This window comes from Halomicrobium sp. IBSBa (genome assembly GCF_017612575.1).
Taxonomy (GTDB): domain Archaea; phylum Halobacteriota; class Halobacteria; order Halobacteriales; family Haloarculaceae; genus Halomicrobium.
In genome coordinates, this window is sequence record NZ_JADPQC010000001.1 from 304038 (window position 1) to 329157 (window position 25120).

21 protein-coding genes are annotated in these 25120 nt (G+C 65.5%); 10 read left to right on the top strand and 11 right to left on the bottom strand.

The genetic code is table 11. The annotated features are described in order from the left end of the window. Positions 1–43 precede the first annotated feature (43 nt). The gene (locus IL252_RS01670) at positions 44–400 is read left to right on the top strand and encodes an SRPBCC family protein (protein WP_244256716.1); all 357 of its coding nucleotides are present in this window, start codon (positions 44–46) and stop codon (positions 398–400) included. Between the two features lie 91 nt (positions 401–491). Here the strand turns inward: IL252_RS01670 and IL252_RS01675 are convergent, their stop codons facing one another. The 5 genes from IL252_RS01675 to IL252_RS01695 form a co-directional block, all read right to left on the bottom strand. After that, a complete protein-coding gene (locus tag IL252_RS01675; RefSeq protein ID WP_153553770.1) occupies positions 492–728 on the bottom strand; it encodes a transcriptional regulator in 237 nt (78 codons plus the stop codon). A 396-nt stretch (positions 729–1124) separates the two neighbouring features. Continuing rightward, a complete protein-coding gene (locus tag IL252_RS01680) occupies positions 1125–1820 on the bottom strand; it encodes a hypothetical protein (RefSeq protein ID WP_208626204.1) in 696 nt (231 codons plus the stop codon). 760 nt (positions 1821–2580) lie between these two features. Next, positions 2581–3450: a succinate--CoA ligase subunit alpha gene (sucD, locus tag IL252_RS01685; protein ID WP_208626206.1), complete on the bottom strand. Its 870-nt coding sequence runs from the start codon at positions 3448–3450 to the stop codon at positions 2581–2583. Beyond that, the gene (gene sucC, locus IL252_RS01690; protein ID WP_208626209.1) at positions 3447–4595 is read right to left on the bottom strand and encodes an ADP-forming succinate--CoA ligase subunit beta; all 1149 of its coding nucleotides are present in this window, start codon (positions 4593–4595) and stop codon (positions 3447–3449) included. The genes sucD and sucC overlap by 4 nt, the downstream gene beginning before the upstream one ends. Positions 4596–4681: 86 nt before the next feature. Beyond that, positions 4682–4960 (bottom strand): hypothetical protein, encoded by a 279-nt coding sequence (locus IL252_RS01695; protein WP_208626212.1) that lies wholly within the window; start codon positions 4958–4960, stop codon positions 4682–4684. A 92-nt stretch (positions 4961–5052) separates the two neighbouring features. On the opposite strand from IL252_RS01695, the gene IL252_RS01700 reads away from it, so the two are divergent. Beyond that, positions 5053–5811 (top strand): Sir2 family NAD-dependent protein deacetylase, encoded by a 759-nt coding sequence (locus IL252_RS01700; RefSeq protein ID WP_208626214.1) that lies wholly within the window; start codon positions 5053–5055, stop codon positions 5809–5811. On the opposite strand, the gene IL252_RS01705 is transcribed toward IL252_RS01700, so the two are convergent. Further along, on the bottom strand, positions 5808–6242 hold the full coding sequence (locus IL252_RS01705) for a DUF5793 family protein (protein WP_208626217.1): 435 nt from the start codon (positions 6240–6242) through the stop codon (positions 5808–5810). The genes IL252_RS01700 and IL252_RS01705 overlap by 4 nt on opposite strands. A 115-nt stretch (positions 6243–6357) precedes the next feature. Here IL252_RS01705 and IL252_RS01710 point away from each other — a divergent pair, with 115 nt between their 5' ends. The 5 genes from IL252_RS01710 to IL252_RS01730 all read left to right on the top strand — a co-directional run bounded on the left by IL252_RS01710 (position 6358) and on the right by IL252_RS01730 (position 13567). After that, complete coding sequence (locus tag IL252_RS01710; RefSeq protein WP_153553776.1) at positions 6358–6888, top strand: hypothetical protein; 531 nt, start codon at positions 6358–6360, stop codon at positions 6886–6888. A 98-nt stretch (positions 6889–6986) separates the two neighbouring features. Further along, positions 6987–8615: a type II/IV secretion system ATPase subunit gene (locus tag IL252_RS01715; RefSeq protein WP_208626219.1), complete on the top strand. Its 1629-nt coding sequence runs from the start codon at positions 6987–6989 to the stop codon at positions 8613–8615. A 1-nt stretch (position 8616) separates the two neighbouring features. Then, positions 8617–11040 (top strand): type II secretion system F family protein, encoded by a 2424-nt coding sequence (locus IL252_RS01720; protein WP_208626222.1) that lies wholly within the window; start codon positions 8617–8619, stop codon positions 11038–11040. 50 nt (positions 11041–11090) lie between these two features. Next, positions 11091–12752 (top strand): ATP-dependent DNA ligase LigA, encoded by a 1662-nt coding sequence (ligA, locus tag IL252_RS01725; protein WP_208626225.1) that lies wholly within the window; start codon positions 11091–11093, stop codon positions 12750–12752. Positions 12753–12823: 71 nt separating this feature from the next. Further along, positions 12824–13567: an MBL fold metallo-hydrolase gene (locus tag IL252_RS01730; protein ID WP_208626227.1), complete on the top strand. Its 744-nt coding sequence runs from the start codon at positions 12824–12826 to the stop codon at positions 13565–13567. Between the two features lie 18 nt (positions 13568–13585). On the opposite strand, the gene IL252_RS01735 is transcribed toward IL252_RS01730, so the two are convergent. Both IL252_RS01735 and IL252_RS01740 read right to left on the bottom strand, forming a co-directional pair. Continuing rightward, positions 13586–14911: a hypothetical protein gene (locus IL252_RS01735; protein ID WP_208626230.1), complete on the bottom strand. Its 1326-nt coding sequence runs from the start codon at positions 14909–14911 to the stop codon at positions 13586–13588. Further along, the gene (locus IL252_RS01740; RefSeq protein WP_208626233.1) at positions 14911–15489 is read right to left on the bottom strand and encodes a hypothetical protein; all 579 of its coding nucleotides are present in this window, start codon (positions 15487–15489) and stop codon (positions 14911–14913) included. Before IL252_RS01740 ends, IL252_RS01735 begins: the two co-directional genes overlap by 1 nt. A 195-nt stretch (positions 15490–15684) precedes the next feature. Between IL252_RS01740 and IL252_RS01745 the strand changes: the two genes are divergently transcribed. Further along, the gene (locus IL252_RS01745) at positions 15685–16371 is read left to right on the top strand and encodes a DJ-1/PfpI family protein (RefSeq protein ID WP_208626234.1); all 687 of its coding nucleotides are present in this window, start codon (positions 15685–15687) and stop codon (positions 16369–16371) included. A gap of 11 nt (positions 16372–16382) precedes the next feature. Here IL252_RS01745 and IL252_RS01750 read toward each other — a convergent pair whose 3' ends face one another. The 3 genes from IL252_RS01750 to IL252_RS01760 form a co-directional block, all read right to left on the bottom strand. After that, positions 16383–16601: a hypothetical protein gene (locus IL252_RS01750; protein WP_208626237.1), complete on the bottom strand. Its 219-nt coding sequence runs from the start codon at positions 16599–16601 to the stop codon at positions 16383–16385. 143 nt (positions 16602–16744) lie between these two features. Further along, the gene (locus IL252_RS01755; protein WP_015763675.1) at positions 16745–17845 is read right to left on the bottom strand and encodes a DNA topoisomerase IV subunit A; all 1101 of its coding nucleotides are present in this window, start codon (positions 17843–17845) and stop codon (positions 16745–16747) included. A 3-nt stretch (positions 17846–17848) separates the two neighbouring features. Continuing rightward, positions 17849–20272 carry a DNA topoisomerase VI subunit B gene (locus IL252_RS01760; RefSeq protein ID WP_208626240.1) on the bottom strand — a complete coding sequence of 808 codons (2424 nt, stop codon included), beginning with the start codon at positions 20270–20272 and terminating at the stop codon, positions 17849–17851. 238 nt (positions 20273–20510) lie between these two features. Here IL252_RS01760 and gyrB point away from each other — a divergent pair, with 238 nt between their 5' ends. Then, the gene (gene gyrB / locus IL252_RS01765) at positions 20511–22436 is read left to right on the top strand and encodes a DNA topoisomerase (ATP-hydrolyzing) subunit B (protein WP_208626243.1); all 1926 of its coding nucleotides are present in this window, start codon (positions 20511–20513) and stop codon (positions 22434–22436) included. A 1-nt stretch (position 22437) separates the two neighbouring features. Continuing rightward, positions 22438–24897, top strand: coding sequence for a DNA gyrase subunit A (gyrA, locus tag IL252_RS01770; RefSeq protein WP_208626246.1), 2460 nt, complete (start codon positions 22438–22440; stop codon positions 24895–24897). Positions 24898–25120 lie beyond the last annotated feature (223 nt).

Below are 25120 nucleotides of genomic sequence, written 5' to 3' on the forward strand. Positions count from 1 at the left end.
GGCGCTGAACGTCGATCGAACTCCAGACGGGCGTCGCCTCTGTGTGAGCCGAGTGATTCCGGCGACCCGCGACGCCGCCTGGGACGTTCTCACGGACACGAACCAGTGGCCCGACTGGGGACCGTCGGTGCGGGCGGTCGAGTCGAGCGAGCGGATCGTCGAACGGGGAACGACCGGCCGTGTGACGACGCCGGTCGGGACGGTTCCGTTCGAGATCACGAGCTGCCGGGACTACCGGTGGACGTGGCGGGTCGCGAAGATCCCCGCGACCGGCCACCGCGTCGAGCACGTCCGCGCGGACCGCTGCCGGGTCGTCTTCGAGATTCCACTGCTCGCGGCGGGCTACGCGCCCGTGTGCCAGCGTGCGCTGGGCCGGATCGAGGCGCTCCTGCGGGACTGACCGATTGAGCCCGGCGTCTCCCGAGCCCGTCCGGACGTAGTTCTGCCGGACGCCGTGCGCTCGACCGGGCAAACGGCGACGAGAACCCGGCTCAGGGCGTCTGGACGCGGGCCTTCGATACCCGGTGGATCGCGTCGTCGATCCCTTCGCCGTCGCAGTCGTCGTTCGGGCATCGATAGTGCCAGCCGTCCTCTGTGCCCGCCCGCTCGGAGAACCGTTCCCCGCACTCGTCACAGAACAGCTCACCGGCACTGCAGGTGTCTCGGTGGAGTTCGAGTTCGAGTTCGGTGTCGAAGGTGCGCTTGCACTCCCGGCAGATATGTGGCATAGTTGAGCGTTCCCGCTCACCCACTATAACTACATCGGAACGTTCACGTCAGGGGGTCTCCGACCCGGAAACCGAGTATTATCGGTAAAATCGCTGGACGGCTATCCAGCGAGTGTCGGCGTGACCCGTCGAAAGTAAAAGATCGTGAAGGTGTCTCCGATCGCCGGTTCGCGGGCTGCTGTCTGGCCCGCTACAGGATGTCTTCGACGTGGTCGACGACTTCCTCGGGCGTGTCACCGACCGGCACGGAGATAGACTCGCTTCGCGCCGAACCACGCACTGCTCGTTAGCACAGAGCAGTTGCCACAGTTGGCTGGATCGGTCAGTACAGCCAAAGCACTGAGCAGTAGCATCCGCGTGAGCAAAGCGAGCGCGGGAGGTCGAAAAGCCGACCAGTTACCGACAGAGTTCCGGACCGTGGAGGTCGAAGTTGAACTCGTGGGTGTGCATCGTTCCCTCCTGACCAGTTCGGCTTTCGACTTCGACCGTGTGGCTCTCAATCGCACCCCAGGGAATGTCTGTCACTTTGAATGTCATCGAGGTGAACGATGTCGAGGACGCTTCGTCACCGGAGTAAAACCACGAATAGTCCCACGCACGGGTGGAACTGGTCGCGTCGTCGTATTTACTGGCGAGTTCTGCTGACTTCTTCGCGTAGTCATAAAGGTCGACTCCGACTTTCACAGGTGTCGCGACAGTATCTTCGAATAAGTCGACCCCGAGTTTGAACGTCTCGACAGCCGCGTCGTGCGCAAAGTCGTGCAGGGAGTAATCGTCATCCACTGAATCTGCACTCGCACGACTGATCCAAGTCGGTTCGCTGTCCGGGTCGGGGAAATCCCACTCTGCCGATGTACTCCCCTCGTCCGGATACTCTATGTTGACAGTCTGATCCATGATATCGATCTGTGGCTCACCGTCCGATTTCACGTACGTCGTTGCCAGTTGGTGAACATCCACGTAGTACTTTGCTCTGTTACTGTTCTCATCTTGTAGGATCGGCCCATCGACTTCGACCACAGCCACTTCTGCGAACTCTTTTTCGACAAAGTCGGTAGATCCGTCTTTGCCGCTCAAATAGGTCTCGGTCACACTGGAGCGGTCCGAGTACGGGTCGTCACAAGAGCCTGCACTGGCCGCACCTGTAGCGGAGGCACCAACGGTGACGCCGACTGCGGCGGTTCCAACTCCTTTCAACAGTGCTCGTCGTGTCTTTTTATTGGACATCGCATTTAACTTAAAACCTATTTTATACTTATCCGCTTATAATACAAAAACATAGAGATATATAACAATCAGTGTACAGGTTCAGCGATCCTAAGCAGGTCTCTCGTTTCCAGTGTGGACCAGGGTCCTAACCGGAATTCTTCACCGACGACTCTTTAATTAGTCTGCTACTGCTGGCGGTCTCAACTGGTGAAGATCCAGAGGGCGATCGCGCCGACGGCCATCAGTATGACGTCGTCCGGATAAAAGAGCGGCACAGTCCCGCCTCCGGCTATAGTAGCCATTGAAAGAAGGTGTCATAGAATGGTTGGCTGGTTTTCTGACACCGATCGAGAGGACTGCTGTTGCTACTTCTGCATACCGGCAATTTTCCCTAGCTCTCAGACACCGCTTTTCGGGAAGCTATTGGTACTGCCGGCTGTAAGTCTGTAAAGAATTTCTTGACCCCGTGCTCGCGAATCTCTTGAAACAGTTACAGCTGGCAGTATGAGAGATGTGACTGGTTCTGTGACATCCTCACCGCTCGTCTATCGAGCCTTCGCTCGCGAGGACGCCGTTCTCCCCAGCGCGTCGCTCTCGGAGTCGGTCAGCAAAGAAAAATCCAGCGAACGGCGATTCGTCGTCGCTACAGGATGTCTTCGACGTGGTCGACGACTTCCTCGGGCGTGTCACCGACCGGTACGCCGTTGCTCTCCAGGGCGTCGATCTTGGACTCGGCGGTGCCGGTCCCGCTGCCGGAGACGATGGCACCGGCGTGGCCCATGCGCTTGCCCGGCGGGGCGGTGCGGCCGGCGATGAAGCCGGCGACGGGCGTGTCCATGTGCTCGCCGATGTAGCGGGCGGCCTGCTCTTCGTCCTCGCCGCCGATCTCGCCGCACATGACGACGGCCTTCGTGTCGGGGTCGGCTTCGAACAGTTCCAGCGCGTCGATGAAGCTCGTCCCGATGATCGGGTCGCCGCCGATACCGATGGCGGTCGACTGGCCGATGTCGCGGTTGGTGAGGTTGTCGACGACCTGGTAGGTCAGCGTCCCGGAGCGAGAGACCAGACCCACGTCGCCCGACGAGAAGATGTTGCCCGGCAGGATGCCGAGTTTCGCGACGCCCGGCGTGATGACGCCCGGACAGTTCGGACCCACGAGGTGGGTGTCGGTCTCGTCCTGCTTGCGCTTGACGCGGGACATGTCCTGGGTCGGAATGCCCTCGGTGATGGCGACGACGAGGTCGACCGGTGCGTCGAGTGCCTCGAACAGGGCGTCACCGGCGAAGGCCGGCGGGACGAACACGACGGCGGTGTTGGCGTTCTCCTCGCGTGCGGCGCGGTCGACGGTGTCGTAGACCGGCACGCCAGCGACCTCCTGGCCGCCGCGGCCGGGCACGGCACCGGCGACGACGTTGGTGCCGTACTCCATCATCTGCTCGGTGTGGAACTTCCCTTCGCCGCCCGTGATCCCCTGAACGACGACGCGGGTGTCCTCGTCGACTAATACACTCATGCTTCCACCTCCTCGGCGTAGATGACTGCCTGTTCGACGGCGTCCTCCAGCGTCTGTCGTACGGTCACGAGGTCTTCGTTGAGAATCTCCATGCCTTCCTCCGCGTTGGTGCCCGCGAGTCGGACGACGACGGGCTTGGGAATCTCGTCGAACTGTTCGAGCGCCTGGTTGATCCCCTTGGCGACCTCGTCGCCCCGCGTGATCCCGCCGAAGATGTTGAACACGACGGAGTCGACGTTGTCGTCGGAGAACACCATGTCCAGCGCGTTGGCGATCCGCTGGGCCTTCGCACCGCCGCCCACGTCGAGGAAGTTGGCCGGCTCGCCGCCGAAGTGGTCGACGAGGTCGAGCGTCGTCATGACCAGCCCGGCACCGTTGCCGATGATGCCGACGTTGCCCGACAGGCGGACGTAGTCGAAGCCGTACTCGTCGGCCTTCTGTTCGAGTTCGTCGCCGGCGTCGGCCTCGTCTTCCATCTCCTCCAGGTCGGGGTGACGGAACAGGGCGTCGTCGTCGACGTTCATCACGGCGTCGGCCGCGATGACCTCGTCGTCGGCCGTGACCATCAGCGGGTTGATCTCGGCGTCGGAGCCGTCCTTGTCCTCCCAGAGGTCGTACAGCGTCTTGAGGACGCCGGCGACGTCGTTGGCGACCTCGCGGTCGACACCGGCGTCGTAGACGACCTTCCGGGCCTGGTAGTGGTGCATGCCGAAGGCCGGGTCGATGTGCTCGCGCGCGATCGCCTCGGGCTCTTCTTCGGCGACCTCCTCGATGTTGACGCCGCCGCGTGTCGAGACCATCGCGACGGGTTCGCCCTCGCCGCGGTCCATCGTCACGCCGACGTACAGTTCGTTGACGAAGTCGACGGCTTCCTCGACGAGGACGCGGTCGACGTGGAGGCCCTTGAGGTTCATGCCGAGAATCTCGTCGGCGTACTGACGGGCCTGCTCGGCGTTCTCGGCGAGCTTGATCCCGCCGGCCTTGCCGCGGCCGCCCACCTGCACCTGTGCCTTGATCGCGACCGGATAGCCGATCTCTTCGGCGGCGTCGACCGCGTCGTCGACGGTCGTCGCCAGCGTCGATGCGGGCGTCGGAACCCCCGCGTCGGCGAAGACCTGCTTCGCCTGGTACTCGTGCAATTTCATGTCATACGTAGGGGCGTCTCGCGCCCGCTTAAATCCCATCTTTTTCCCCTGCCGGAGGCTGTTGCCGGCACGCGCGAGCGGTCCGATCAACCGTCGACCGACGACGGCCCACGTAGTCGCTCACGGCCCCGGAGCAGTGCCACGCCGACGAGTAACACAGACTGATGCAGGACAGCACCGAGCGCGACAGCGCCGAGGGCCAGCCCCGCAGTCACCGTCAGCGACGCCCCTTCGAGAACCGACACGGCGATCACCAGCAACGCCGCGACGGTCCCGTTCCCCAGCGAGCGGGGGAGTTCGTCCCGAACGATCTCCAGGGCCGAGCGATCCGTCGCGTCGCCGTTCAGAAGTGCTGCGAAGCACATAGCACCTGCTGAGGACTGGAGACAGTTAACTCGACCGTGCGATTCGGCGGCGGAATCGCCGAATTTAGCCCCACCGGCCACGAAGCGCCGGTATGGATCAGGCCACCGAATCGAAGGTCGCCGACCTCGTGGCGTCCCTGCGCGAGAGCGACACCGCCGTCGTCCTCACCGGCGCTGGCGTGAGTACCGCCTCCGGCATCCCCGCCTTCCGCGGCGAGGACGGCCTTTGGTCGGAGTTCGATCCGAAGGCGTTTCACCGCCGACGGCTGGACGCGGACCCCGCGGGGTTCTGGGCCGACCGTCTCGAACTCAGGGAGCGACTCACCGGCGGCGGATCGGTCGCGCCCAACGCCGCGCACGAGGCCATCGCGACGCTGGAAGCAGAGGGACACGTCGACGCCGTCGTCACCCAGAACGTCGACGGCCTCCACAGAGGGGCCGGTACCGAGGATCTGATCGAACTCCACGGGACCAACGAGCGGGTCGTCTGTGACGACTGTGGGCGGCGGACGGCCGCCGAGCCGGTCTTCGAGCGGGCGGCCGGAGGAGAGCGGCCGCCACGGTGTGAGTGTGGCGGCGTCTTGCGGCCCGACGTGGTGCTGTTCGGCGAATCGCTACCGGGCGAAGCGATCGAGCGGGCGAACCGGCTGGCCCACCGGGCAGACTGGCTGCTGGTCGCGGGGTCGTCGCTGACCGTCGATCCCGCCGCGGGGCTCCCCGGCAGGGCGGCGCGGTCGGGCGCGACGGTCGGCATCGTGAACCTCGATCCGACGGAGAAAGACGACGCGGCCGCGGTCGTCGTCAGAGCGGACGTGACGACGATACTGCCGGCGATCGAACGGCGCGTCTAGAGTTCGACGCCGCCGGGAATGAGGCTCCGTCCGCGGCTGAGGCTGCCGCTCTCGTCGTAGACGAGCAGGATCTCCTTCGTGTAGACCGTCGATTTCCCGTCGCCGTCCGTGAGCCGGAGGCGGTATCTGGTGTCCTCGCCGTCGCTGGCGGCGGCGACGACCGACTCGACGACGCTCGGGGCGACGTTCGCTTCGAGGACGTACTCGCCGTTGTGGCGGTTCGCGATCGAGAGGACGCCAGCCGCCTCGCTGCCGTCGGCTCGGGTGCGATAGGTCACGTCCAGTTCGCCCGCGTCGAGTGTGCCACCGTCGCTGGTGAGTCGATCCGACAGGAGTTCGTCGGGACCGTCGAACGCGATCGCGATTACCGGATCGTCGGTCGACGACTCCTCGGTCCCGCTCACGTCGATGTCGAAGTAGTCACGCCGCATCTCGTACCCGACAGTAGGGAACGCTTGGCAAAGAACGTAACGGCGATTGGTACCACGACACACGGGTTCGGACGGAGCCGACAGCTATAATCCACAGTGGGACGCGGTGACGGGCATGGCCTGGGTCAAGTCCGAGTACGCGCCGGAGCTCGCGGTCCTGTCGACGTGGCTCGTGGCGCTGTTGCCGTGGTCGGGGGCCGTCCTGCCGATCGAGGTCGGCGGTCGCCAGGTGACCGTCGTCGTCATCCGGTTCCTCTACTTTCGGCTGCAGTACATCTTCGGCATCTCCTTCGGCGAGCAAGAGCGGCCGTTCCTCTGGGTGGTCGAGGCACCGGCGTTCAACCAGACTCTGACGACGGCGAGCTGGGTGTGGGTCGGGGCCGCAGTCCTCTCGCTGGTTCCGCTGGCGTTGAGTGTCGCCTACTACGTCGACGAGGACGCCCACGAAGCGGCGATGCCGGTCGACCCAGTCCGGCTCCAGGGCGCGCTGCTGGCACTGTTGGGCGTGGGGCTGGCCGCCGCGACGCTCCTGTTCTGGGACCGCCAGCCGATCACGATCCCGGTCGGCACCGTGCTGACGCTCGTGTTTGGCACCCTCCTGCTGACGGTCGACCGGACCGACGACGAGGGCGTCGGCGAGGAGTGACGCCGCCGGCCCACGGAATTTCAGTTCGCAATACTTGGAGGGGCTCATTTAAGTACGTCGGCGAAGTATCGTGAGACGATTCCACACGGTATCGAGCGATGGCAGGCGACGAGATAGAGCACGACGGATCGAGTTCGACGCCGCTGTCGGGCGTGCGCGACTGGCTCTCGCGGACGGCTCGCATGCTCAGCGGCGCGGCCGTCCCGTCGACAAACTACGATCCACAGCGCCACGGCAAACTGGTCGAGTACACGGTGCCCGAGCAGTACGACGAGATCGACCGCTACTGGCTCAACGCGCCCTTCGCCTTCGCCTCGATCAACCACGATCCCGAGGCCGACGAACAGTTCTACCAGGTCGTCGAACCCTCGCTCGACGAGTTCGAGCGCGATCTGCTCGATCGGCTCTTCGAGGACATCCGCGGTCCGCTCATCTACCGCGAGGACGTGAGCGACGACCCCGAGGCGGCGCTGGCCGCGGCGCTGCGAGACCGGATCGAGGAGTACGGCGTCGTCGTCGAGCCCGAGACGTTCTACCGGCTGCTGTACTACCTCTATCGGTCCTTCCTGGGCTACGGCCGGATCGACCCGCTGATGCACGACCCCGATATCGAGGACATCTCCTGTGACGGGACCGGCCTGCCGATCTTCGCGTACCACGACGCGTACACCGACATCGAGACCAGCGTCGTCTACGAGGAGGGCGAGCTGAACGACTTCGTGATCCAGCTCGCACAGCGGTCGGGCCGACACGTCTCCGTCTCCGAGCCCGTCGTCTCGACGACGCTGCCCGACGGCTCGCGGATCGAGCTGGCACTCGGCGAGGAGGTCACGCCCCGGGGCTCCGCGTTCACCATCCGGAAGTACGCCGACGAACCCTTCACGCCGATCGACCTGCTGAACTACGGGACCTTTTCCGTCGAGATGCTGGCCTACCTCTGGCTGGCCATCGAGTCCAACAAGTCCCTGATCTTCGCCGGGGGGACGGCGGCGGGCAAGACGACCTCGATGAACGCCGTCTCGATGTTCATTCCGCCCCGATCGAAGGTGTTGACCATCGAGGACACCCGCGAGCTGTCGCTGTACCACGACAACTGGCTCTCGTCGGTGACCAGGGAGCGACTCGACGAGTCGGACATCACGATGTACGACCTGCTGCGGTCGGCGCTGCGCCACCGCCCGGAGTACATCATCGTCGGCGAGGTCCGCGGCGAAGAGGCGATCACCCTCTTTCAGGCGATGAACACGGGGCACACGACGTTCTCGACGATGCACGCCGACTCGGTCCAGACGGTGATCAACCGGCTGGAAAACGAGCCGATCAACGTGCCACGACCCATGGTCCAGAGCCTCGACATCCTCTGTGTGCAGGTGCTTGGCCGCTCGGGCGGGGAACGCGTCCGGCGGGCCAAGACCCTCGCCGAGATCGAGGGAATCGACCAGCGGACCGGGGAACTCGACTACTCCAACGCCTACGCCTGGCAGGCCGACGAGGACTACTTCGAGGACTCCAACAGCGATCTGCTGGACGAGATCAGGCGCGAACGGGGCTGGAGCCAGTCGGAGTTGCTCCGAGAGATGGACGATCGAAAGCGGTTCCTGCGATACCTTCAGGCGGAGTCGATCACGGACTACCGGCGCTTTACCGCGATGGTCAACAAGTACTACGCGGACAGCGAGACGGTGATGGAGCGGATCGACCAGGTCGACCTCGACGCGACACCCTGACATGCAACTCAATCCACTGGGGACGCTCCCCGTCTTCGTGGTCATCGCGATCCTGTGTGTGGTCGCGCTCGCGATGCTCGACGAGACGTTCGACACGTCGCTGACACGGTTCAGCCGACGGCTGTTCGGGCGGTACGTCCCGGAATCGGAGGACCGAGACCGCCTCCTGAAGTCGGCGTTCGTGGTGTACACCTACCGGACCTACGCCGCCCGGACGCTGCTGTACACGGCGCTTTCGGCGCTCGGCGGCGCGATCACCGGAGTCTACCTGTTCGGCGGACTCCTGCTGGCGATTCCGGGGATCGTCGACCTCATGATGGGATTGCCCCGGACGATGGTCAACGCGCTGGGGATCCGCGGGTTCGAACTCGTGTTGACCCAGCGTGAGATCCTGCTGATCCTGCTGAGCGGGGGCGTGATCACCGGCGTGACGGCCGCGGGGCTGACGTACTGGCTGCGCTGGGAGCTGCCCCGAAGCCGGGCCGCGGTCCGCCAGCGAGCGATCGACGAGGGACAGGGACGGACCCTCGCGTTCCTCTATGCCCTCTCGCGGGGCGGCGTCTCCTTCCCGGAGGCGTTGCGGACGCTCTCGGACAACCGCGAGATCTACGGGGCCAGCGCGGAGGAGGTCTCGGTCGCGGTCAGGCAGATGGACCTGTTCGGCCAGGACATGATCACCGCCGTCAGGGGGATGGCCGGTCGGACGCCCAGCGAGGACTTCCAGACGTTCGCCGAGAACCTCGCGAGCGTCCTCCAGAGCGGGCGCAGCCTCTCGACGTTCCTCAGAGAGCAGTACGAGCGGACGAAAGACGAGAGCGAGCGCCGCCAGGAAGAGATCCTCGAACACCTCGCGACGGTCGCAGAGGCGTACGTGACGGTGCTGGTCGCCGCCGTGCTCTTTTTCATCACGATCCTGCTCGTGTTCGGCCTGACCCTGAGCGACACGCTCGTGTTCATCCAGATGGTCGGCTACCTGATGATCCCTCTCGCCAACGCCGGGTTCATGCTGTACCTCGGCCAGCGGCTGGCGATCCTGGGCATCGGGAACAACAAGACGACCACGCTCCTCGATCGGCGAGCGACGACGACGTTCGCCAAACCGACCGACTCGGGCGGGTCGACGGCGACCGACGGCGGCTACGCCGACTCCATCGAGCGACGCCAGCTGGCCGTCTACGACCGGATCGCGACGGTCAAGCGCCTCGTCACCTCGCCGGTCGAGACGTTCCTCTGGAACCCCTCTCGGGTGCTCTACGTCACGGTGCCGGTCGCCGTCCTCGCGGTCGCGCTCCGGGCACCGGCGGCCTTCGAGACGGGGACGGTCAACCTCCGGGTCCTCGACGACGTCCTGATCCAGTCGCTCCTGTTCGTGCTGGCGACGTTCGCGGTCGCGCGGGAGCTGTACACCCGGCGAATCCGCCGGATCGAGGCTGCCACGCCGGAGCTGCTCGAACGGCTGGCCAGTCTCAACGAGGCCGGCATGACGGTCGTCGAGAGCCTGGAGCGCGTCCGCGGGACGGACGTGGGCGCACTCAGCGAGGAGGTCGACCGGATCTGGGCGGACGTGACGATGGGTGCCAACGTCGAGGACGCCCTGACGAGGTTCGGCCGCCGGATCAGGACGACCTCGATGTCGCGGGTGGTCACGCTGTTGATCAACGCCATGCGATCGAGCGGCAAGATGGGGCCGATCCTGCGGATCGCCGCCGATCAGGCCCGCTCTGACCACCGGCTGCGCCGCCAGCGCCGCCAGGAGATGCTCACCTACCTCGTCGTCATCTACATCTCCTTTCTCGTCTTCCTGGTCATCATCGCGTCGGTCCAGGAGGTGCTCGTGCCGGCGTTGCCTTCCAGCGTTCCGACCCCCGAGAACACGGGGCGACTGGGCGTCAACGTCGATCAGTTCGCGCGGCTGGGCCAGGTCGACAAGGCAGCGTACACGCTCGTGTTCTTCCACACGGCGCTGATCCAGGCGCTGTTTACCGGCTTCGTCGGCGGGCAACTCGGCGAGGGGTCGCTCAGAGACGGGGCCAAACACGCCGCGATCATGCTGGGTGTGGCCTACGTGGTGTTCCTCCTGCTGTCCTCGCCGGTGGCCTCGCTGACCGTCGACAGTCCCGCCGCCGGACAGGAGCGCATCACGGTCGATTCCGCCTCGCTGTCCGACGGCGGCTACGTCGTCGTCTACGAGGACGAAGCCGGCGGCGAGATCGTCGGCCAGTCGGCGTATCTCGTCGCCGGCACCCACGAGGACGTGACGATCGAACTCGACAGCCCGGTCGAGCGGCGGGACTCGCTGGTCGTCGTGGCGCATCTCGACACCGACGGCGATCGAGTGCTGAACTACGGCGGCTTCGAGCGAGACCGGCCCTATCCCGCGCCGGGACAAGGCGAGTTCGTCACCGTACCGGTCACGGTCGAGTAGCCGACGCGCATCGAAGGGTGTTTGCGACGCCGGATCGGTAGCCTCCGGTAATGGAGTTCGCCGAGTTCGCCGCGACGGCGGCCGAGATCGAGGGCGAGAGCGCCGACATCGCGACGACCGAGCTGGTGACCGGGCTGCTCGCAGACGCCGGTGACGACCTCCCGATTCTCACACGGCTCGTGCAGGGACGGGTGTTCCCGGCCTACGAGGCGACGAAGCTCGACATCGGCCCGAAGCTGTGTTACGAGGCGCTGGCGCGGGCGGCGGGCCGAAACGTCGCCGTCGACGACATCGAGGGCCGCGTCGCGGACGTGGGCGAGATCGGTGCCGTCGCCGCCGACCTCGACCTGGGCGGCCAGCAGGGACTTGCTGCCTTCGGCGCTGGCTCGCAGTCCCCGCTGACCGTCGCCGAGGTGGCGGACGAACTCGCGGCCATCGCGTCGGCCAGCGGTTCGGGCAGCCGCGACACGAAAGTGGAGACGCTGTTTGGCCTGTTCAACCGCGCCAGCAACGAGGAGGCGTGCTATCTCGCCCGGATCGTCCTCTCGGAAATGCGGATCGGCGTCGGCGAGGGGACGGTGCGCGACGCCATCGCGGCGGCCTTCGACGCGCCGGTCGACGCCGTCGAGCGCGCGCTACAGGTCACCAACGACTACGGGAACGTCGCCCGGGTGGCCCGAGACGAGGGGGCCGACGGGCTGGCCGACCTCGAACTGACGGTCGGCCGGCCGGTCAAGGCGATGCTCGCACAGGCCGGTACCGTGACCGAGGCCCTCGAAGACTGGGAGACCGCAGCGGTCGAGTGGAAGTACGACGGCGCTCGGGTCCAGGTCCACTACGACGGCGAGACGGTCCGGCTGTTCTCTCGGAACATGGAGGAGGTGACCGAGCCGCTGCCGGAGGTCGTGTCGGCCGTCGAGGACGCCGTCGACGGTCCGGTGATCCTCGACGGCGAGGTCGTCGCGGTCGACGGCGACGGCGATCCGCTCCCCTTCCAGGAGGTGCTGCGACGCTTCCGGCGCAAACACGACGTGGCCCGTGCCAGCGAGAACGTCGGCGTTCGCCTGCACGCGTTCGACTGCCTCCACGCCGACGGTCGTGACCTGCTGGACACCGCCCTCGTCGACCGACGAGACGCGCTCGACGCGGTGCTGGGCGACGCCGACGCAATCCGGTCGACGTGCTGGCTCGCGGACGACACCAGACGGATCGAGGACATCGCCGACGAGGCGCTGGCCGCCGGCCACGAGGGGATCATGCTGAAAGATCCAGACTCGACGTACTCGCCGGGCAAGCGGGGCAAACACTGGCGCAAACGCAAGCCCGACGTGGAGACGCTCGACCTCGTCGTCACCGGCGCAGAGTGGGGCGAGGGACGGCGAGCGACCTATCTGGGGACCTTCGAGCTGTCGGCCCGGACCGACGACGGCTACGCGCCCGTCGGCAACGTCGCGACCGGCATCACCGACGAACAGCTGGCGACGCTGACCGAACTGCTGGAGCCACACGTCACCCAGGAGACCGGCCAGCGCGTCGAGATCGAACCGGCCGTCGTCTTCGAGGTCGGCTACGAGGAGATCCAGACCTCCTCGACCTACGAGTCGGGGTACGCGCTCCGGTTCCCGCGGTTCGTCGAGGTCCGCTCGGACAAAGCCGTCGCGGACGGCGACACGCTCGAACGGATCGAACGACTGACCGCCCAGCAAGGGTGACACTGTCGGGTGTGAGGAACGGCCGCCCGCGTCACGGGCCATTTATACGCCGCTCGGCCGAACCGTGATCCATGACCGTCCACTTCGAGGACCTCACGCTGGACTGGCTCGGCTACGCGACCCTGCGGGTCGAGAGCGACGACACGACGATCTACTTCGATCCCGGACGCTACGGCGTCCTCACGGGCGAGTGGGAACCCCACGTCGAGGGGATCAACCACCCGCCGACACAGGACTACGACGCGCGGGACGGCGACGTCGTGCTGGTCACTCACATCCACCACTACGATCCGGACGGCATCCGCCGGGTGGCGAGCGAGGACGCCACCGTCGTCCTCTTCGAGGGGATCGACGTCCACGCGACCGACCGCGACCTCGACCGGCCGGCCGATCTCGACTTCGAGGTCGTCGAGGTGAGCATGGAAGACGAACTCGTCGCCGCCGACTGCCCGATCTGGACCGTCCCGGCCTACAACGAGGAAGACGGCCCGAACGTCGAAGACGACGGCACGCCGATCCACCCGAAGGGAATCGGCTGTGGCTTCCTGGTCGAGATCGGCGGCGAGCGGGTCTTCTGGCCCGGCGACTCCGACGTGTTGCCCGGCCACGAGGAACTCGACGTGGACGTGTTCGTCCCGTCGATCGCGAAGAACTACACGATGGATCGCCACACCGCCGCCGACCTCGCGGCGGAGATGCGACCGGACTGCGTGGTGCCGATCCACTACAACACCTTCGAGTCCCTGGAGGGCGACGACGAGGCCTTCGCAGTCGACGTTGCGGGCCGTGGCGTGCCGGTCGCACTGGATCACTGAGACACCAATCGGCTCGCCCTATTCCCCAGCGCTGGTCAGGAGATTTCGGACCTCGTCTGCGACCGCCGACGCCTGCGGAGCCTGATATTCGGCGTAAGCGAACCGGCCGGCGGCACAGTTGACCGATTCTGGCGATGCACCGCTGCCCAACCGCTGTGATCCATCCCGAATCCGATCGACTGCCGGTTCGACCAATCTGCGACCGAACCGATCCTGCTTCTGGAGTGTCGACTGGACGTTCGAGACCGCGCGCTCACGCAGTGACGCCAGTTGCGCCATCGAGAGCCGACCACCGTACGTTCCGCCCTCGATCTCGTCGACGACGGTTTCGAGCGTCGAGAGCGCCGTTCGACGGCGACCCGCTTCGAGGACGGCACCGGCGTAGGACGACTCGCCGATCGCGTCGAGGAGTTCGCTGTTGGAGTGGTCGCGTGCGATCTCGCGGGCGACGCGGAACCACGATTCTCTCGGCGTCCCCGACACGTCGCCGTCGAGTGCCGAGACGCCCTGTTCCAGATATCGTTCCAGTGCGGTTTCGGTCCGCCTGGCACGGCGGCGAAGCCACGTCGCCGTCGCCATCATCGCTGGTCGGTAGCTGTCGCCGTCGTCGGGTAACTGGTCGCGATACCGCCGGGCGTCGGAGAGCGTGGCCTCGGCACGGACCATCTTACCGACGAGATAGCCGACTTCGTCCGGATCGGCGGTCGGTGCCTCGGGGAACGGTGGGTACGGTTCCAGTTCCCGTGTGACCGTTCGGAGCATCGACTCGAGGACGAGGTGTTGGTGCACCGCGCTCGTCGGATCGGTGCTCCGGTACTCGTGAGCGGCGACGAAGTCGGCCCGATCCGAGCGGATCGCGTCGCGTCGCTCCCGGAGCGCCGAGCGTTCGATATCGCCGGTCGCCGCCCGGTAGCGACCGAGGAGGCGAGCGGCCTCGACGCGGTTCCGTCGCCAGTCGGACAATCTCTCGCGCGGGGTTCGCCGCGAATCCTCGTCGCTTTCCCCGTCGCTGTCGTCGGCTTCGCGGCTCTCGCTGTCGACCCGGTCGGCCAGTGCCGACCGCTCGTTCTCGATCGATCTGGCAGTGGCCGCGTTCGGGAGCGACACGGATTCGGGGACCTGTTCGAGGAACGCCCTCGCGCGGTCGCGGTGGAACGCGATCATCGACGACGGGGTGGTAAAAGGGAACTGTATCGACGGGTCCGGAATGGCCTCCTCGGCGATATCACGAAGCCGTTCCTCGTCGTATCTCGTCCCGGTCGAGAGAGTCGAGCAGCCGGCGAGTGCGGCGAGGATCGTGCCGGTCGTTCCCAGCGCCCTGCGGCGGGTCACTGTTCGTCGCATCACGCGCCCTCCGTCGTCGTGTCCCGGGGGCCGAACCGGTCAGTACACTCGCTGCTCGTGCTCGCTGTCGGCTGATCGAACTGATCGCTCGTGAACGGGACCCGTATCGCGATCCCCACCTCGACCTCGGTGTCCGTGGAGCAGTCGACGTCTGCCGCCCGGCGTTCGCGGCACAGTGTCACACTCAGCGATCCGGGTCGACGCCAAACGCTCTCGACGTGCTGGCGATCACATTCTGAAACCCGCCGGCGGTAGAGCAGGACGGATCGCTCCTCGAAGTCGGTCTCCCGGACGAACGAACCGAACTCGTCGGCCTTCGATCCGTCGGTCGGGAACGAGAGGGCGTCGATATCGTCACTCGACCCGACGACGAGCGACTCCCCTGATCGTCGGTTGCCTGTGTATCGATAGGGAGCGCCGTCGGCGCGGCGGAGCGTCACGACGGTGTAGTCGGTCACGGGATCGGTCTGTGGCTTCTCGGTCGGTTCGGAGTCGCCGGAAAAGGATTGACACCCAGCGACGGTGAGACTGGACAGCCCAGTAGCTGCGCGGAGCACGCTACGGCGTGTGGAGGGCATCGTCTTAGCGAACGCTGCGCGGTGTCCAAAAACCCGTCGGCAGCGATCTCGTCTACTCACTTCCTGATCTCGACGACCGACAGAACCACTCAGTGAACGACTCCGGTCGCACTGGACCATTGAACCTCGTTTCGGTCGCTCACTTTGCTGCCGCGCCCGAAAGGGGGTTACACCACACACCCCTACGGAGGGTGCATGACTACCGCACTGTTCATCGTCAGCGAAGAAGGCTACTGGGGCGAGGAGTGTATCGAACCGCTCACGACGCTCACCGAGGCGGGCGTCGAGGTGACGGTCGCGACGCCGACCGGGAACCCGCCGGTCGTCGACGAGCGATCGATCGACCCCGAGGAGGTCGGCGAGGAGACCGCCGAACGCGTCACGAGCGTGGCAGAGAGCGACGACCGCCTCAACGACCCGATCGCGCTGGCCGACGCCGATGCCGAGGCCTACGACGCCGTCGTCTTCCCCGGCGGCCACGGTGCCGAGTGGGACGTGACCCAGGACGTACACGCCCGTGACGCGCTCCGGACCGCGGTCGAGGGCGAGACAGGGACGGCGCTGGTCGTCTGTCACGCCGTCGGCATCCTCGCGTTCACCCGCGACTCCGACGGCGACATGCTCGTCGCCGACCGGAACGTCACCGGCTTCCCCAACGCCTGGGAGGAGGGGATCGTCGACGAGCAGGACCTGCTCCCCGACGGACGCAAGCTGCCCTACTGGGTCGAAGACGAGGTCGAGGCCGCGGGCGGCGTCTGGGACGCCGAACTCGACGCCGACACGTCGGTGACCGTCGACGGCGACCTCGTCACCGCACGAGGGCCGCCCTCCTCACACGCCGCAGCGGTGACGCTACTGGACGAACTCGGCGTCGAAGCGTAATCGCGACGAGATCACGCTGACCAGTTCCGCGGATCGAGCGCGTAGTAGACGGCAGTCATCGCGAGCGCCATCAGTACTGCATCGATGAGGAGGGGGTCCCCGCCGATCACCTGGCCAGCGACGACGACGGCGATCCCGGTCAGCAGACCCGTGAGAGCTGCGTATCCGCCCCGCGATAGGTTCTCGATCCACCCGTTCACGCGGCTAGAGAGGGGACGGTCAAAGGGCATCTACGAGGATGCAGCACGCACTCGTCCCTCAGTCTTTCGCGTGTCAGGTACAGCATCGCTGGTCGACGTTCGAGCGACAGGACGCCCATCTCGGTCAGCCGTTCGTCCAACTATCTGCCTGAACCGCTCCTCGATGCACGTCCCTAGAGGACGCCCATCTCGGTCAGCCGTTCAGGCAGATACGTATCCGTCACGAAGTCCAGTCCCCGCGAGGCCAGTGCCTGCTGTTCGGACTTCTTCCCGATGTCGAGTTGGAGTTCGATCTGCTCCTCCCAGAACTCCGTCTGGAAGCGTGGGTCCTCCAGCTCCGATTCGAGGGCGTTGATGTCCGAGTCCGAGAGGGGGTCCGTCGGCAGGTCGTACTCGACGATGTCCTCCGGACGGATGCCGATGAACTGGGCTTCCGGCGTCGCGAGGTACTCCGAGAGGTGGGCCGACTTGATCGAACCGTAAGCGACCGAGCCGTAGATGCGGTACGACCAGGGGTCACCGTCAGTGAAGACCACGACGGGCAAGTCGAGTTCGTCGTGGAGGCGCTTGGTCAGCCGCCGGGTCGCACGGGCGGGCTGGCCGCCCAGGTGGACGACGATGGAGTCGTACTCGTCGTCGAACCCGTTCTCGACCAGCCGGTCGCGCATCCCACCGGTCTCGACACAGAGGACGAAGTCGGCGTCGTTGTCGAGGAACTCGATGGTGTCTGGGTTGTTGGGGATCTGGTAGCCGCCCTGGCCCACGTCGTCCTGGCAGTGGATCTCGCGGTCGCCCCGCCTGGTCTGCTCGCGCAGCAGCAGCGGTCCCATCACCTTCGCGCCGGACTCCTCGGGGCGCATGTGGAAGTCCTCGCGTTTGACCTCCGAGACGATCTCTAAGTCCTCGATGAGGTTGTTCGACTCGTCCTGTGTGTTGAACTGGGCCTCGTCGAGGTCCCAGGACTCCGAGAGGTAGTACAGTTCACGCAGGGTCGAAGAGCGATCCTCTTCGAGTTGCTGTGCGAGGAAGTCGATGGTGTAGGTCGCTTTCAGGAGCTTCTGGGCTCCGGAGACGGTCTTCGCCGACCGGGTCGAAGAGCGGTCGCCGTAGACCCACACGTCCTTGTCCTCGTCGTACTCGATGTTGGACTTCGTTCGGGTGGGAATCTGCATCGTCGGCACGTCGCCCTCGGCGAACTGGTCGTAGAAGTCCGCCGCGAGGTCGAGCAGCTGTTCGCGGGCTTCTGCCTCGTTGAGGTTGCTATCAGTACTCATAGATTACGCGTTCACCGTCAGTTTCTCGTCTTCGACGCCGTCGACTGCGATGTCGAACTCGGCGTCGCCGTCGAGCTGATACTCCAGGACTGCGTCGTCGCCGGCAGCGACGGTCGTCTGCCACTTGACGAACCACTCGCCGTCCATCTCGACGACGTTCGCGCCGTTCGTGGCCCGTGGCTCGGCCGTGACGATGTCCGTCAGGTCGATGTCGGCGTTGGTGTCGTCGTTGTTCTCGACGACGACCCGGACCGTATCGCCCTCGACCTCGCGCTCGACGAGGACGTTGTTCATGATGCGGGCCATCGAGTCGTCGATGTCCAGTTGCTCGTTGCCGGTGACCGTCGCGAGCTTCTCGGCCATCTCGGGGAGGATCGTCGCGAGCTTGTTCTCTTTCTTCCGGCGCTTTTGCATCGATCGGCGCTTGTTGAGGTAGCTCTTTAGCTCCCGTGCGGCCTCGCGGATCGCCAGCTCGATCTCGGACTCGATCTCCGGGATGTTGGCGACGGCGTCCTTGGACTCGCTGGTGAAGGGGACGTTCGTCGAGGCGATGTGGACCATGACGACTGCGGCGTCGTTGGGGATGCCGCTGCCCCCCGGCTGATCGAGGCCGTAGTTGCGCCAGTTGATCGACTTGACCACGTCGGTCGTCGCACAGGCACCGCGCTGGTACACGAGCGGGACGCGGTTAGCAAAGCGCATCACCTGGGCTTGATCGTGTTCGATGTCGCCGCCGTAGGCGATCCCCGCCTCGACGATGAACGGGTCGCCGCCGTGGACGGAGGCGTCCCGAGTGGAGGCGGCGAAGAAGTCCGCGTCGAACTCCTTTTTCAGCCCGGCCTCGACGAGTTCGGCGGTGATCGGTGCGAGACAGTCCGTCGGCGGTGCGATGATGTCGGTCTCGCGCATCGCCTCCAGCAGGTCGCTGGCGATGTCGCGGTCGTCGGCGATCTCGCTCACGTTGGGGGGATCGTCCGAGACCCGCGCGGCGACCTCCCAGAGGGCGTCGACGATCTTCTCGCGGGCGGTCTCGCCGAACGTGGTGTCGTCGCGCTCCTCGGTCATGTCGGCGGCGCGGTCGACGTAGGACTCGAACTCGGCGTAGGTCAGCCGGTGGCGGTCGTCGTCGAACTTGTCCGCGATTCGCTCGGCGATGCCCTGCACCGCGGCGTCGTCCTTGCGCGTCGTCGTGACCTCGTCGACGAGTTCGTACACGTCCGGCGTTCGATCGGCGGTGATCTCGCTCCACGCCGCCTCGATGGCGGCCTCGCGGACGGTGTCGCCGAAGGTCTTCTCGTAGTCGTCCTCGATCCGGTCGGCGTGGCCGTCGACGATCTCTTCGAGGCGACCGTGGGCGACCCGGCCGGCCTCCGAGACGGCGCTGGCGACCGCATCGGCGAACGCCGCGGTGGCGTCTTTGCCCTTGTTCGAGACGGCCTGCTGGACAGCTCGCGCCACGTCCGTTCCGTCGGCTTCGCCGTCTTCACCTCGTTGCCCCTCCGGGGCAACGCTGTCGTCGTGGGGCTCCGGGCCGTACCACGTCATCTCGCGGCCGTAGTACCGGTCGTTGAAGTTCGCGATGACCTCGTCGCTGGTCTTCTGGCCCACCCGGGTGAACTCGCCCTGCATGAACCCCGAGATCGAGTACGAATCCGTCGACTCCAGCATCTTCAACAGCGTGCCGAGTTCGACGCCGTGGGGGTGGGGACGGATCTCCTCGGTCTCGTCCGGGAGCTGGTCGGTCGTCCGTTCGTACTTGAGGTGTTCCTTGGGCTCGACCAGTTCGATGCGGGCGTGGGGGTTGACCACCGCCGTGTGCTTGATGTAGTCGTGGAGCTGCTGGCGGGCCCGCATGTTCGCCTCCATCTCCAGTTCGATGCGGGTGCCGTGGGGTCGTTCCCAGGTCGTCGTGTCCTCGACGCTGATCTCGGGTTCGTTGGCGTCCGTGTCGACGATCAGTTCGAAGTACTGGGCGTCTGCGTGTTGCTCGGTCCGGCTGGTGATCTTCGCCGGCTTGCCGCTGGTCTTCTGGGAGTGGAGGACGGCCGCCGAGATACCGATCCCCTGCTGTCCCCGGTTCTGCTCGCGCTTGTGAAAGCGCGAGCCGTAGAGCAGCTTCCCGAAGATGTTGGGGATCTGTTCTCGGGTGATGCCGGGGCCGTTGTCTTCGACGATGAGCCGGTAGTAGTCCCCCGCTTCCTGGATCTCGACGTAGATGTCGGGGGTGATCCCGGCCTCCTCACAGGCGTCGAGCGCGTTGTCGACGGCCTCCTTGACGGCCGTGACGAGCGCCTTGGCCCCCGAGTCGAACCCGAGCATCTGCCTGTTCTTCTCGAAGAACTCGGCGATGGAGATGGATCGCTGGCTCTCGGCCAGTTCGTCGGCGATCCCCTCTCCCTCCCCGAGACGAGACTGATACGAGGTCATTCGTGGCGGTACGTATCAGCGGACAGCTTAAAAGGTGTTCGCCACCGGAGTGAAAGTGATCGCCCCCCCCCACACTACCGTGAGACAGTCGCATTACTGGATACGGTTGCTCCCAGGGAGACGTTTCGAGAGGGTCGACACGACCCGTGGGCGATGTCGGAGGACGCTTCGGGCGCTCCGCCACGCGTGCGCGTGCGGGAAGTTTAAGACCCCCGCACGACTAGACGCAGTAGATTCTATGTCACAGGACCGTGATTACGGTGCGGAACAGATTCAGGTTCTGGAGGGGTTACAGGCCGTTCAAAAGCGGCCGGCGATGTACATCGGGTCGACCGACTCCAGAGGCCTCCATCATCTCGTCTACGAGGTCGTAGACAACTCCATCGACGAGGCACTCGCCGGGCACTGCGACGAAATCACCGTCACGATCCACGAGGACGACTCCGTCTCTGTCTCCGACGATGGCCGCGGCATCCCGGTCGACACTCACGAGAAGCACGACCGGCCCGCGCTCGAAGTCATCATGACCGTGCTCCACGCGGGAGGGAAGTTCGACAGCAAGTCCTACCAGGTCTCCGGTGGGCTCCACGGGGTGGGCGTCTCCGTCGTCAACGCGCTCTCGAAGTGGCTCGAAGTCGAGGTCAAACGCGACGGTGCCGTCTGGAAACAGCGGTTCGACCACGGCGAACCGGAGTACGAGCTCGAACGGGTTCGCGACATGGAACCCGACGAGGAGACGGGCACACAGATCCGTTTCTGGCCCGACGGCGAGATCTTCGAGGCGACCGACTTCGTCTACTCGACGCTGGCGTCTCGCCTCCGGGAGCTTGCCTTCCTCAACTCCGGCGTCGAAATCTCGCTGGTCGACGAACGCGACGGCGAGTCTCAGACGTTCGTCTACGAGGGCGGCATCAAGGAGTTCGTCCGGTATCTCAACGAGACCAAAGAGCCTCTCCACCGCGACGTGATCTACTTCGAAGACGAAGAGCAGATCGAGGACGGGCCGGTCCAGGTCGAGATCGCCATGCAGGGCACGGCCGAGCTTCAGGGGTCGATCCACGCCTTCGCCAACAACATCAACACGCGAGAGGGCGGCAGCCACATGACCGGGTTCAAGACGGCCCTGACCCGGACGGTCAACGACTACGCCACGAGCAACGGCCTGTTGAACGATCTCGACGACACCCTCTCGGGCGAAGATATCCGCGAGGGACTCACGGCCGTCATCTCCATCAAACACCCCGACCCGCAGTTCGAGGGCCAGACGAAGACGAAGCTGGGCAACAGCGAGGTCCGGGGGATCGTCGAGTCGGCGATGCACGACGGTCTCGGGACGTTCTTCGAGGAGAACCCCGACACGGCGGAAGCCATCGTCGGGAAGGCCGTCGAGGCCGCGAAGGCCCGCAAGGCCGCGAAGAAAGCCGAGGAGCTGACCCGGCGCAAGTCCGCGCTGGAATCGACGGCGCTGCCCGGCAAGCTCTCCGACTGTCAGACGCGCGATCCCGACGACGCGGAGCTGTTCGTCGTCGAGGGCGACTCTGCCGGCGGCTCGGCCAAACAGGGACGCAATCCGGAGTTCCAGGCGATCCTCCCGATCCGCGGGAAGATCCTCAACGTCGAGCGACACCGCCTCGACCGCATCCTGGAGAACGACTCGATCCGCAACGTCATCACGGCGCTCGGCACCGGTATCGGCGACGAGTTCGACATCGAGGACATCCGCTACAAGCGGATCATCATGATGACCGACGCCGACGTCGACGGTGCCCACATTCGGACGCTCCTGTTGACCCTGTTCTACCGGCACATGAAGCCGCTGCTGGAAGCCGGCTACGTCTACGCTGCCCAGCCCCCGCTCTATCGGGTCCGGTACAACGGCGAGACCTACGACGCGATGACGGAGGCAGAGCGGGATCGACTCGTCGAAGAGAAGTGTGACGGCAATCCCGACCAGGTCCAGCGGTTCAAGGGTCTGGGCGAGATGAACCCCCAGCAGCTGTGGGACACGACGATGGATCCCGACCAGCGGATCCTCAAGCAGATCACCATCGAGGACGCCGCCGCCGCAGACAAGATGTTCTCGGTGCTGATGGGCGACGCGGTCGAACCCCGCAAGGAGTTCATCAAGGAACACTCGCCGGAAGCCGACTGGGTGGACATCTAACATGAGTTCTGAAGCACCTGACCCCGACGATCCGCAGGCAGCGTCGCGCGTCGACCGCGTCCGCATCGAGGACGAGATGGAACAGAGCTACATCGACTACGCGATGAGCGTCATCGCCGGTCGTGCGCTCCCGGACGTTCGCGACGGGCTCAAGCCCGTCCACCGTCGGATCCTCTACGCGATGCACGAGATGGGCGTCTCGTCGCGGTCCTCTCACCGCAAGTCCTCCTCGATCGTCGGGGAGACGATGGGTGATTACCACCCCCACGGTGACAGCGCGATCTACGACACCCTCGTCCGGATGGCCCAGCCGTTCGCGATGCGCTATCCCCTCGTGGACGGACAGGGGAACTTCGGCTCGATGGACGGCGATCCCGCGGCCGCGATGCGTTACACCGAGGCCCGGATGTCGCCGATCTCGGAGGAACTGCTCGCCGACATCGAGAAAGACACCGTCGACTTCCAGTCGAACTACGACGACCGACTGCAGGAGCCGGAGGTCCTCCCGTCGGCGATGCCGAACCTGCTAGTCAACGGTTCCTCGGGGATCGCCGTCGGGATGTCGACGAACATCCCGCCGCACAACCTCGGCGAGGTGATCGACGCGACGATTCACCTCATCGACAACCCCGACTGCGAGGTCGAGGACCTGATGGACCACGTGAAGGGGCCGGACTTCCCGACCGGCGGCAACATCGTCGGCAAGGACGCCATCTACTCGGCGTACTCGACGGGGCGGGGTCGCCTCCGCGTCCGGGCGGACTACGAGGTCGATCCCGAGGAGAACCGGATCGTCGTCACGGAGATACCCTACCAGGAGAACAAGGCACGGATGGTCGAGCGGATCGCCGAGGACGTCAACGAGGGCGTCATCGAGGGGATCGCCGACCTCCGCGACGAGTCGGACCGCAACGGCGTCCGCATCGTCGTCGAACTCAAGCGCGGCGCGAACGTCGACGTGGTCGAGAACCAGCTCCTGGAGAGCCACCTCGAATCGACCTTCGGCGTCATCAACCTCGCGCTGGTCGACGACGAGCCCCGCGTGCTCACCCTCAAAGAGACGCTCGAACACTACGTCGATCACCGCCGGGAGGTCGTGCGTCGGCGCTCGCAGTTCGAACTCGACGAGGCCCAGGACCGCGCACACATCCTCGAAGGTCGCCTGAAGGCGCTGCAAAACGTCGACGACGTGGTCGAGCTGATCCAGGACTCGGAGGACCGCGACGAGGCCCGCACCGAACTACAGAGCCAGTTCGACTTCTCCGAGGAGCAGGCGGCCCACATCGTCCGGATGCAGCTTGGCTCGCTGACCTCGATGGAGACCGCAGAGATCGAGTCGGAGTACGAGGACGTACAGGCCCGGATCGAACGGCTCCAGACGATCCTCGACTCCGAGTCGGAGCTTCTGACGGTCATCAAAGACGAGCTTCGCGAGATCAAAGCGGAGTACGACGACGACCGCAAGACCTCGATCCTCGAAGCCGAGGGCGAGGTCACCCACGAGGATCTCATCCCCGAGGAAGACTGTGTCGTCGTCATCACGGAGGACGACTACATCAAGCGGATGCCCGTCGACGTGTTCGACGCCCAGAACCGGGGCGGCAAGGGGATCATCGGCTCGGACCCCAAGGAGGGCGACCGCGTCTCGAAGGTCTTCCGGGCGAACAGCCACGACTACCTGCTCTGTTTCACCAATCAGGGACAGGTCTATCGCCTGAAGACCTACGAGATTCCGGAGATGTCCCGCACCGCCAGAGGCAAATCGGCGGTCAACATCATCGATCTCGGCGACGGCGAGGAGATCACCGCCGTGGTCTCGACGGACGACTTCGAGGAAGACGAGTGCCTGACGATGGTCACCCGCAACGGCTACGTCAAGCGCACCTGCGTCGACGAGTTCGAGAACATCCTCTCGACGGGGATCATCGCCGCGAAGCTCGAAGACGGCGACGCACTGGTCGACGTGGAGGTCACCGACGACAGCGGCGATCTGGTCGTCGCCACCGAGGGCGGCATGACGATCCGCTTCGACGAGTCAGAGGTCCGCGAGATGGGACGTTCGGCCCGCGGTGTCCGCGGGATCGACCTGCAAGACGGCGACAAGGTGGCCGCGATGGTCGCGACCGACGGCCACGACGACCGCGCACTCCTGACCGTCACCGAGAACGGGTACGGGAAGCGCACCCTCCTGTCGGAGTACAGCAAACAGTCCCGCTACGGGAAGGGCCTGATCGACATCAAGACCGACGACCGCAACGGCCGCGTCGCGACGGCGAAGGCGGTCCGCGAGGACGATCACCTGGTCATCATGAGCGAGAGCGGCCAGATCATGCGCATCCCCGCCGGTGACGTGTCACAGGTCGGCCGCAACACGAAGGGGGTCAAGATCATGGAGCTCGACGGGGCAGACAACGTGGCGAGCGTGACGGTGGTGCCCGCCGAGGTCGAAGCCGACGAGTAGCACAGCGTCCTTTTTCGCCACCGGGAGAGCACGCTCTCCCGAGACCGCCTTCGCTCCGCTCAGGAGAACCACGTTTTTGCCGCGAGCGGTGAGCGCAGAGCGCTCACCCGAGCGGGAAAAACGTGGTATCGGAACTCGACGGGGCGGACAACGTGGCGAGCGTGACGGTAGTGCCCGCCGAGGTCGAAGCCGACGAGTGGTACACGGGCCGCTCGGCGACGCA

Excerpts from the sequence above, each read along its gene's own strand:
- IL252_RS01675 (WP_153553770.1), bottom strand. The coding sequence starts at position 728 with ATGCCACATATCTGCCGGGAGTGCAAGCGCACCTTCGACACCGAACTC.
- sucD (WP_208626206.1), bottom strand. The coding sequence starts at position 3,450 with ATGAGTGTATTAGTCGACGAGGACACCCGCGTCGTCGTTCAGGGGATC.
- sucC (WP_208626209.1), bottom strand. The coding sequence starts at position 4,595 with ATGAAATTGCACGAGTACCAGGCGAAGCAGGTCTTCGCCGACGCGGGG.
- IL252_RS01695 (WP_208626212.1), bottom strand. The coding sequence starts at position 4,960 with ATGTGCTTCGCAGCACTTCTGAACGGCGACGCGACGGATCGCTCGGCC.
- IL252_RS01700 (WP_208626214.1), top strand. The coding sequence starts at position 5,053 with ATGGATCAGGCCACCGAATCGAAGGTCGCCGACCTCGTGGCGTCCCTG.
- IL252_RS01705 (WP_208626217.1), bottom strand. The coding sequence starts at position 6,242 with ATGCGGCGTGACTACTTCGACATCGACGTGAGCGGGACCGAGGAGTCG.
- IL252_RS01710 (WP_153553776.1), top strand. The coding sequence starts at position 6,358 with ATGGCCTGGGTCAAGTCCGAGTACGCGCCGGAGCTCGCGGTCCTGTCG.
- IL252_RS01715 (WP_208626219.1), top strand. The coding sequence starts at position 6,987 with ATGGCAGGCGACGAGATAGAGCACGACGGATCGAGTTCGACGCCGCTG.
- IL252_RS01720 (WP_208626222.1), top strand. The coding sequence starts at position 8,617 with ATGCAACTCAATCCACTGGGGACGCTCCCCGTCTTCGTGGTCATCGCG.
- ligA (WP_208626225.1), top strand. The coding sequence starts at position 11,091 with ATGGAGTTCGCCGAGTTCGCCGCGACGGCGGCCGAGATCGAGGGCGAG.
- IL252_RS01730 (WP_208626227.1), top strand. The coding sequence starts at position 12,824 with ATGACCGTCCACTTCGAGGACCTCACGCTGGACTGGCTCGGCTACGCG.
- IL252_RS01735 (WP_208626230.1), bottom strand. The coding sequence starts at position 14,911 with ATGCGACGAACAGTGACCCGCCGCAGGGCGCTGGGAACGACCGGCACG.
- IL252_RS01740 (WP_208626233.1), bottom strand. The coding sequence starts at position 15,489 with ATGCCCTCCACACGCCGTAGCGTGCTCCGCGCAGCTACTGGGCTGTCC.
- IL252_RS01745 (WP_208626234.1), top strand. The coding sequence starts at position 15,685 with ATGACTACCGCACTGTTCATCGTCAGCGAAGAAGGCTACTGGGGCGAG.
- IL252_RS01750 (WP_208626237.1), bottom strand. The coding sequence starts at position 16,601 with ATGCCCTTTGACCGTCCCCTCTCTAGCCGCGTGAACGGGTGGATCGAG.
- IL252_RS01755 (WP_015763675.1), bottom strand. The coding sequence starts at position 17,845 with ATGAGTACTGATAGCAACCTCAACGAGGCAGAAGCCCGCGAACAGCTG.
- IL252_RS01760 (WP_208626240.1), bottom strand. The coding sequence starts at position 20,272 with ATGACCTCGTATCAGTCTCGTCTCGGGGAGGGAGAGGGGATCGCCGAC.
- gyrB (WP_208626243.1), top strand. The coding sequence starts at position 20,511 with ATGTCACAGGACCGTGATTACGGTGCGGAACAGATTCAGGTTCTGGAG.
- gyrA (WP_208626246.1), top strand. The coding sequence starts at position 22,438 with ATGAGTTCTGAAGCACCTGACCCCGACGATCCGCAGGCAGCGTCGCGC.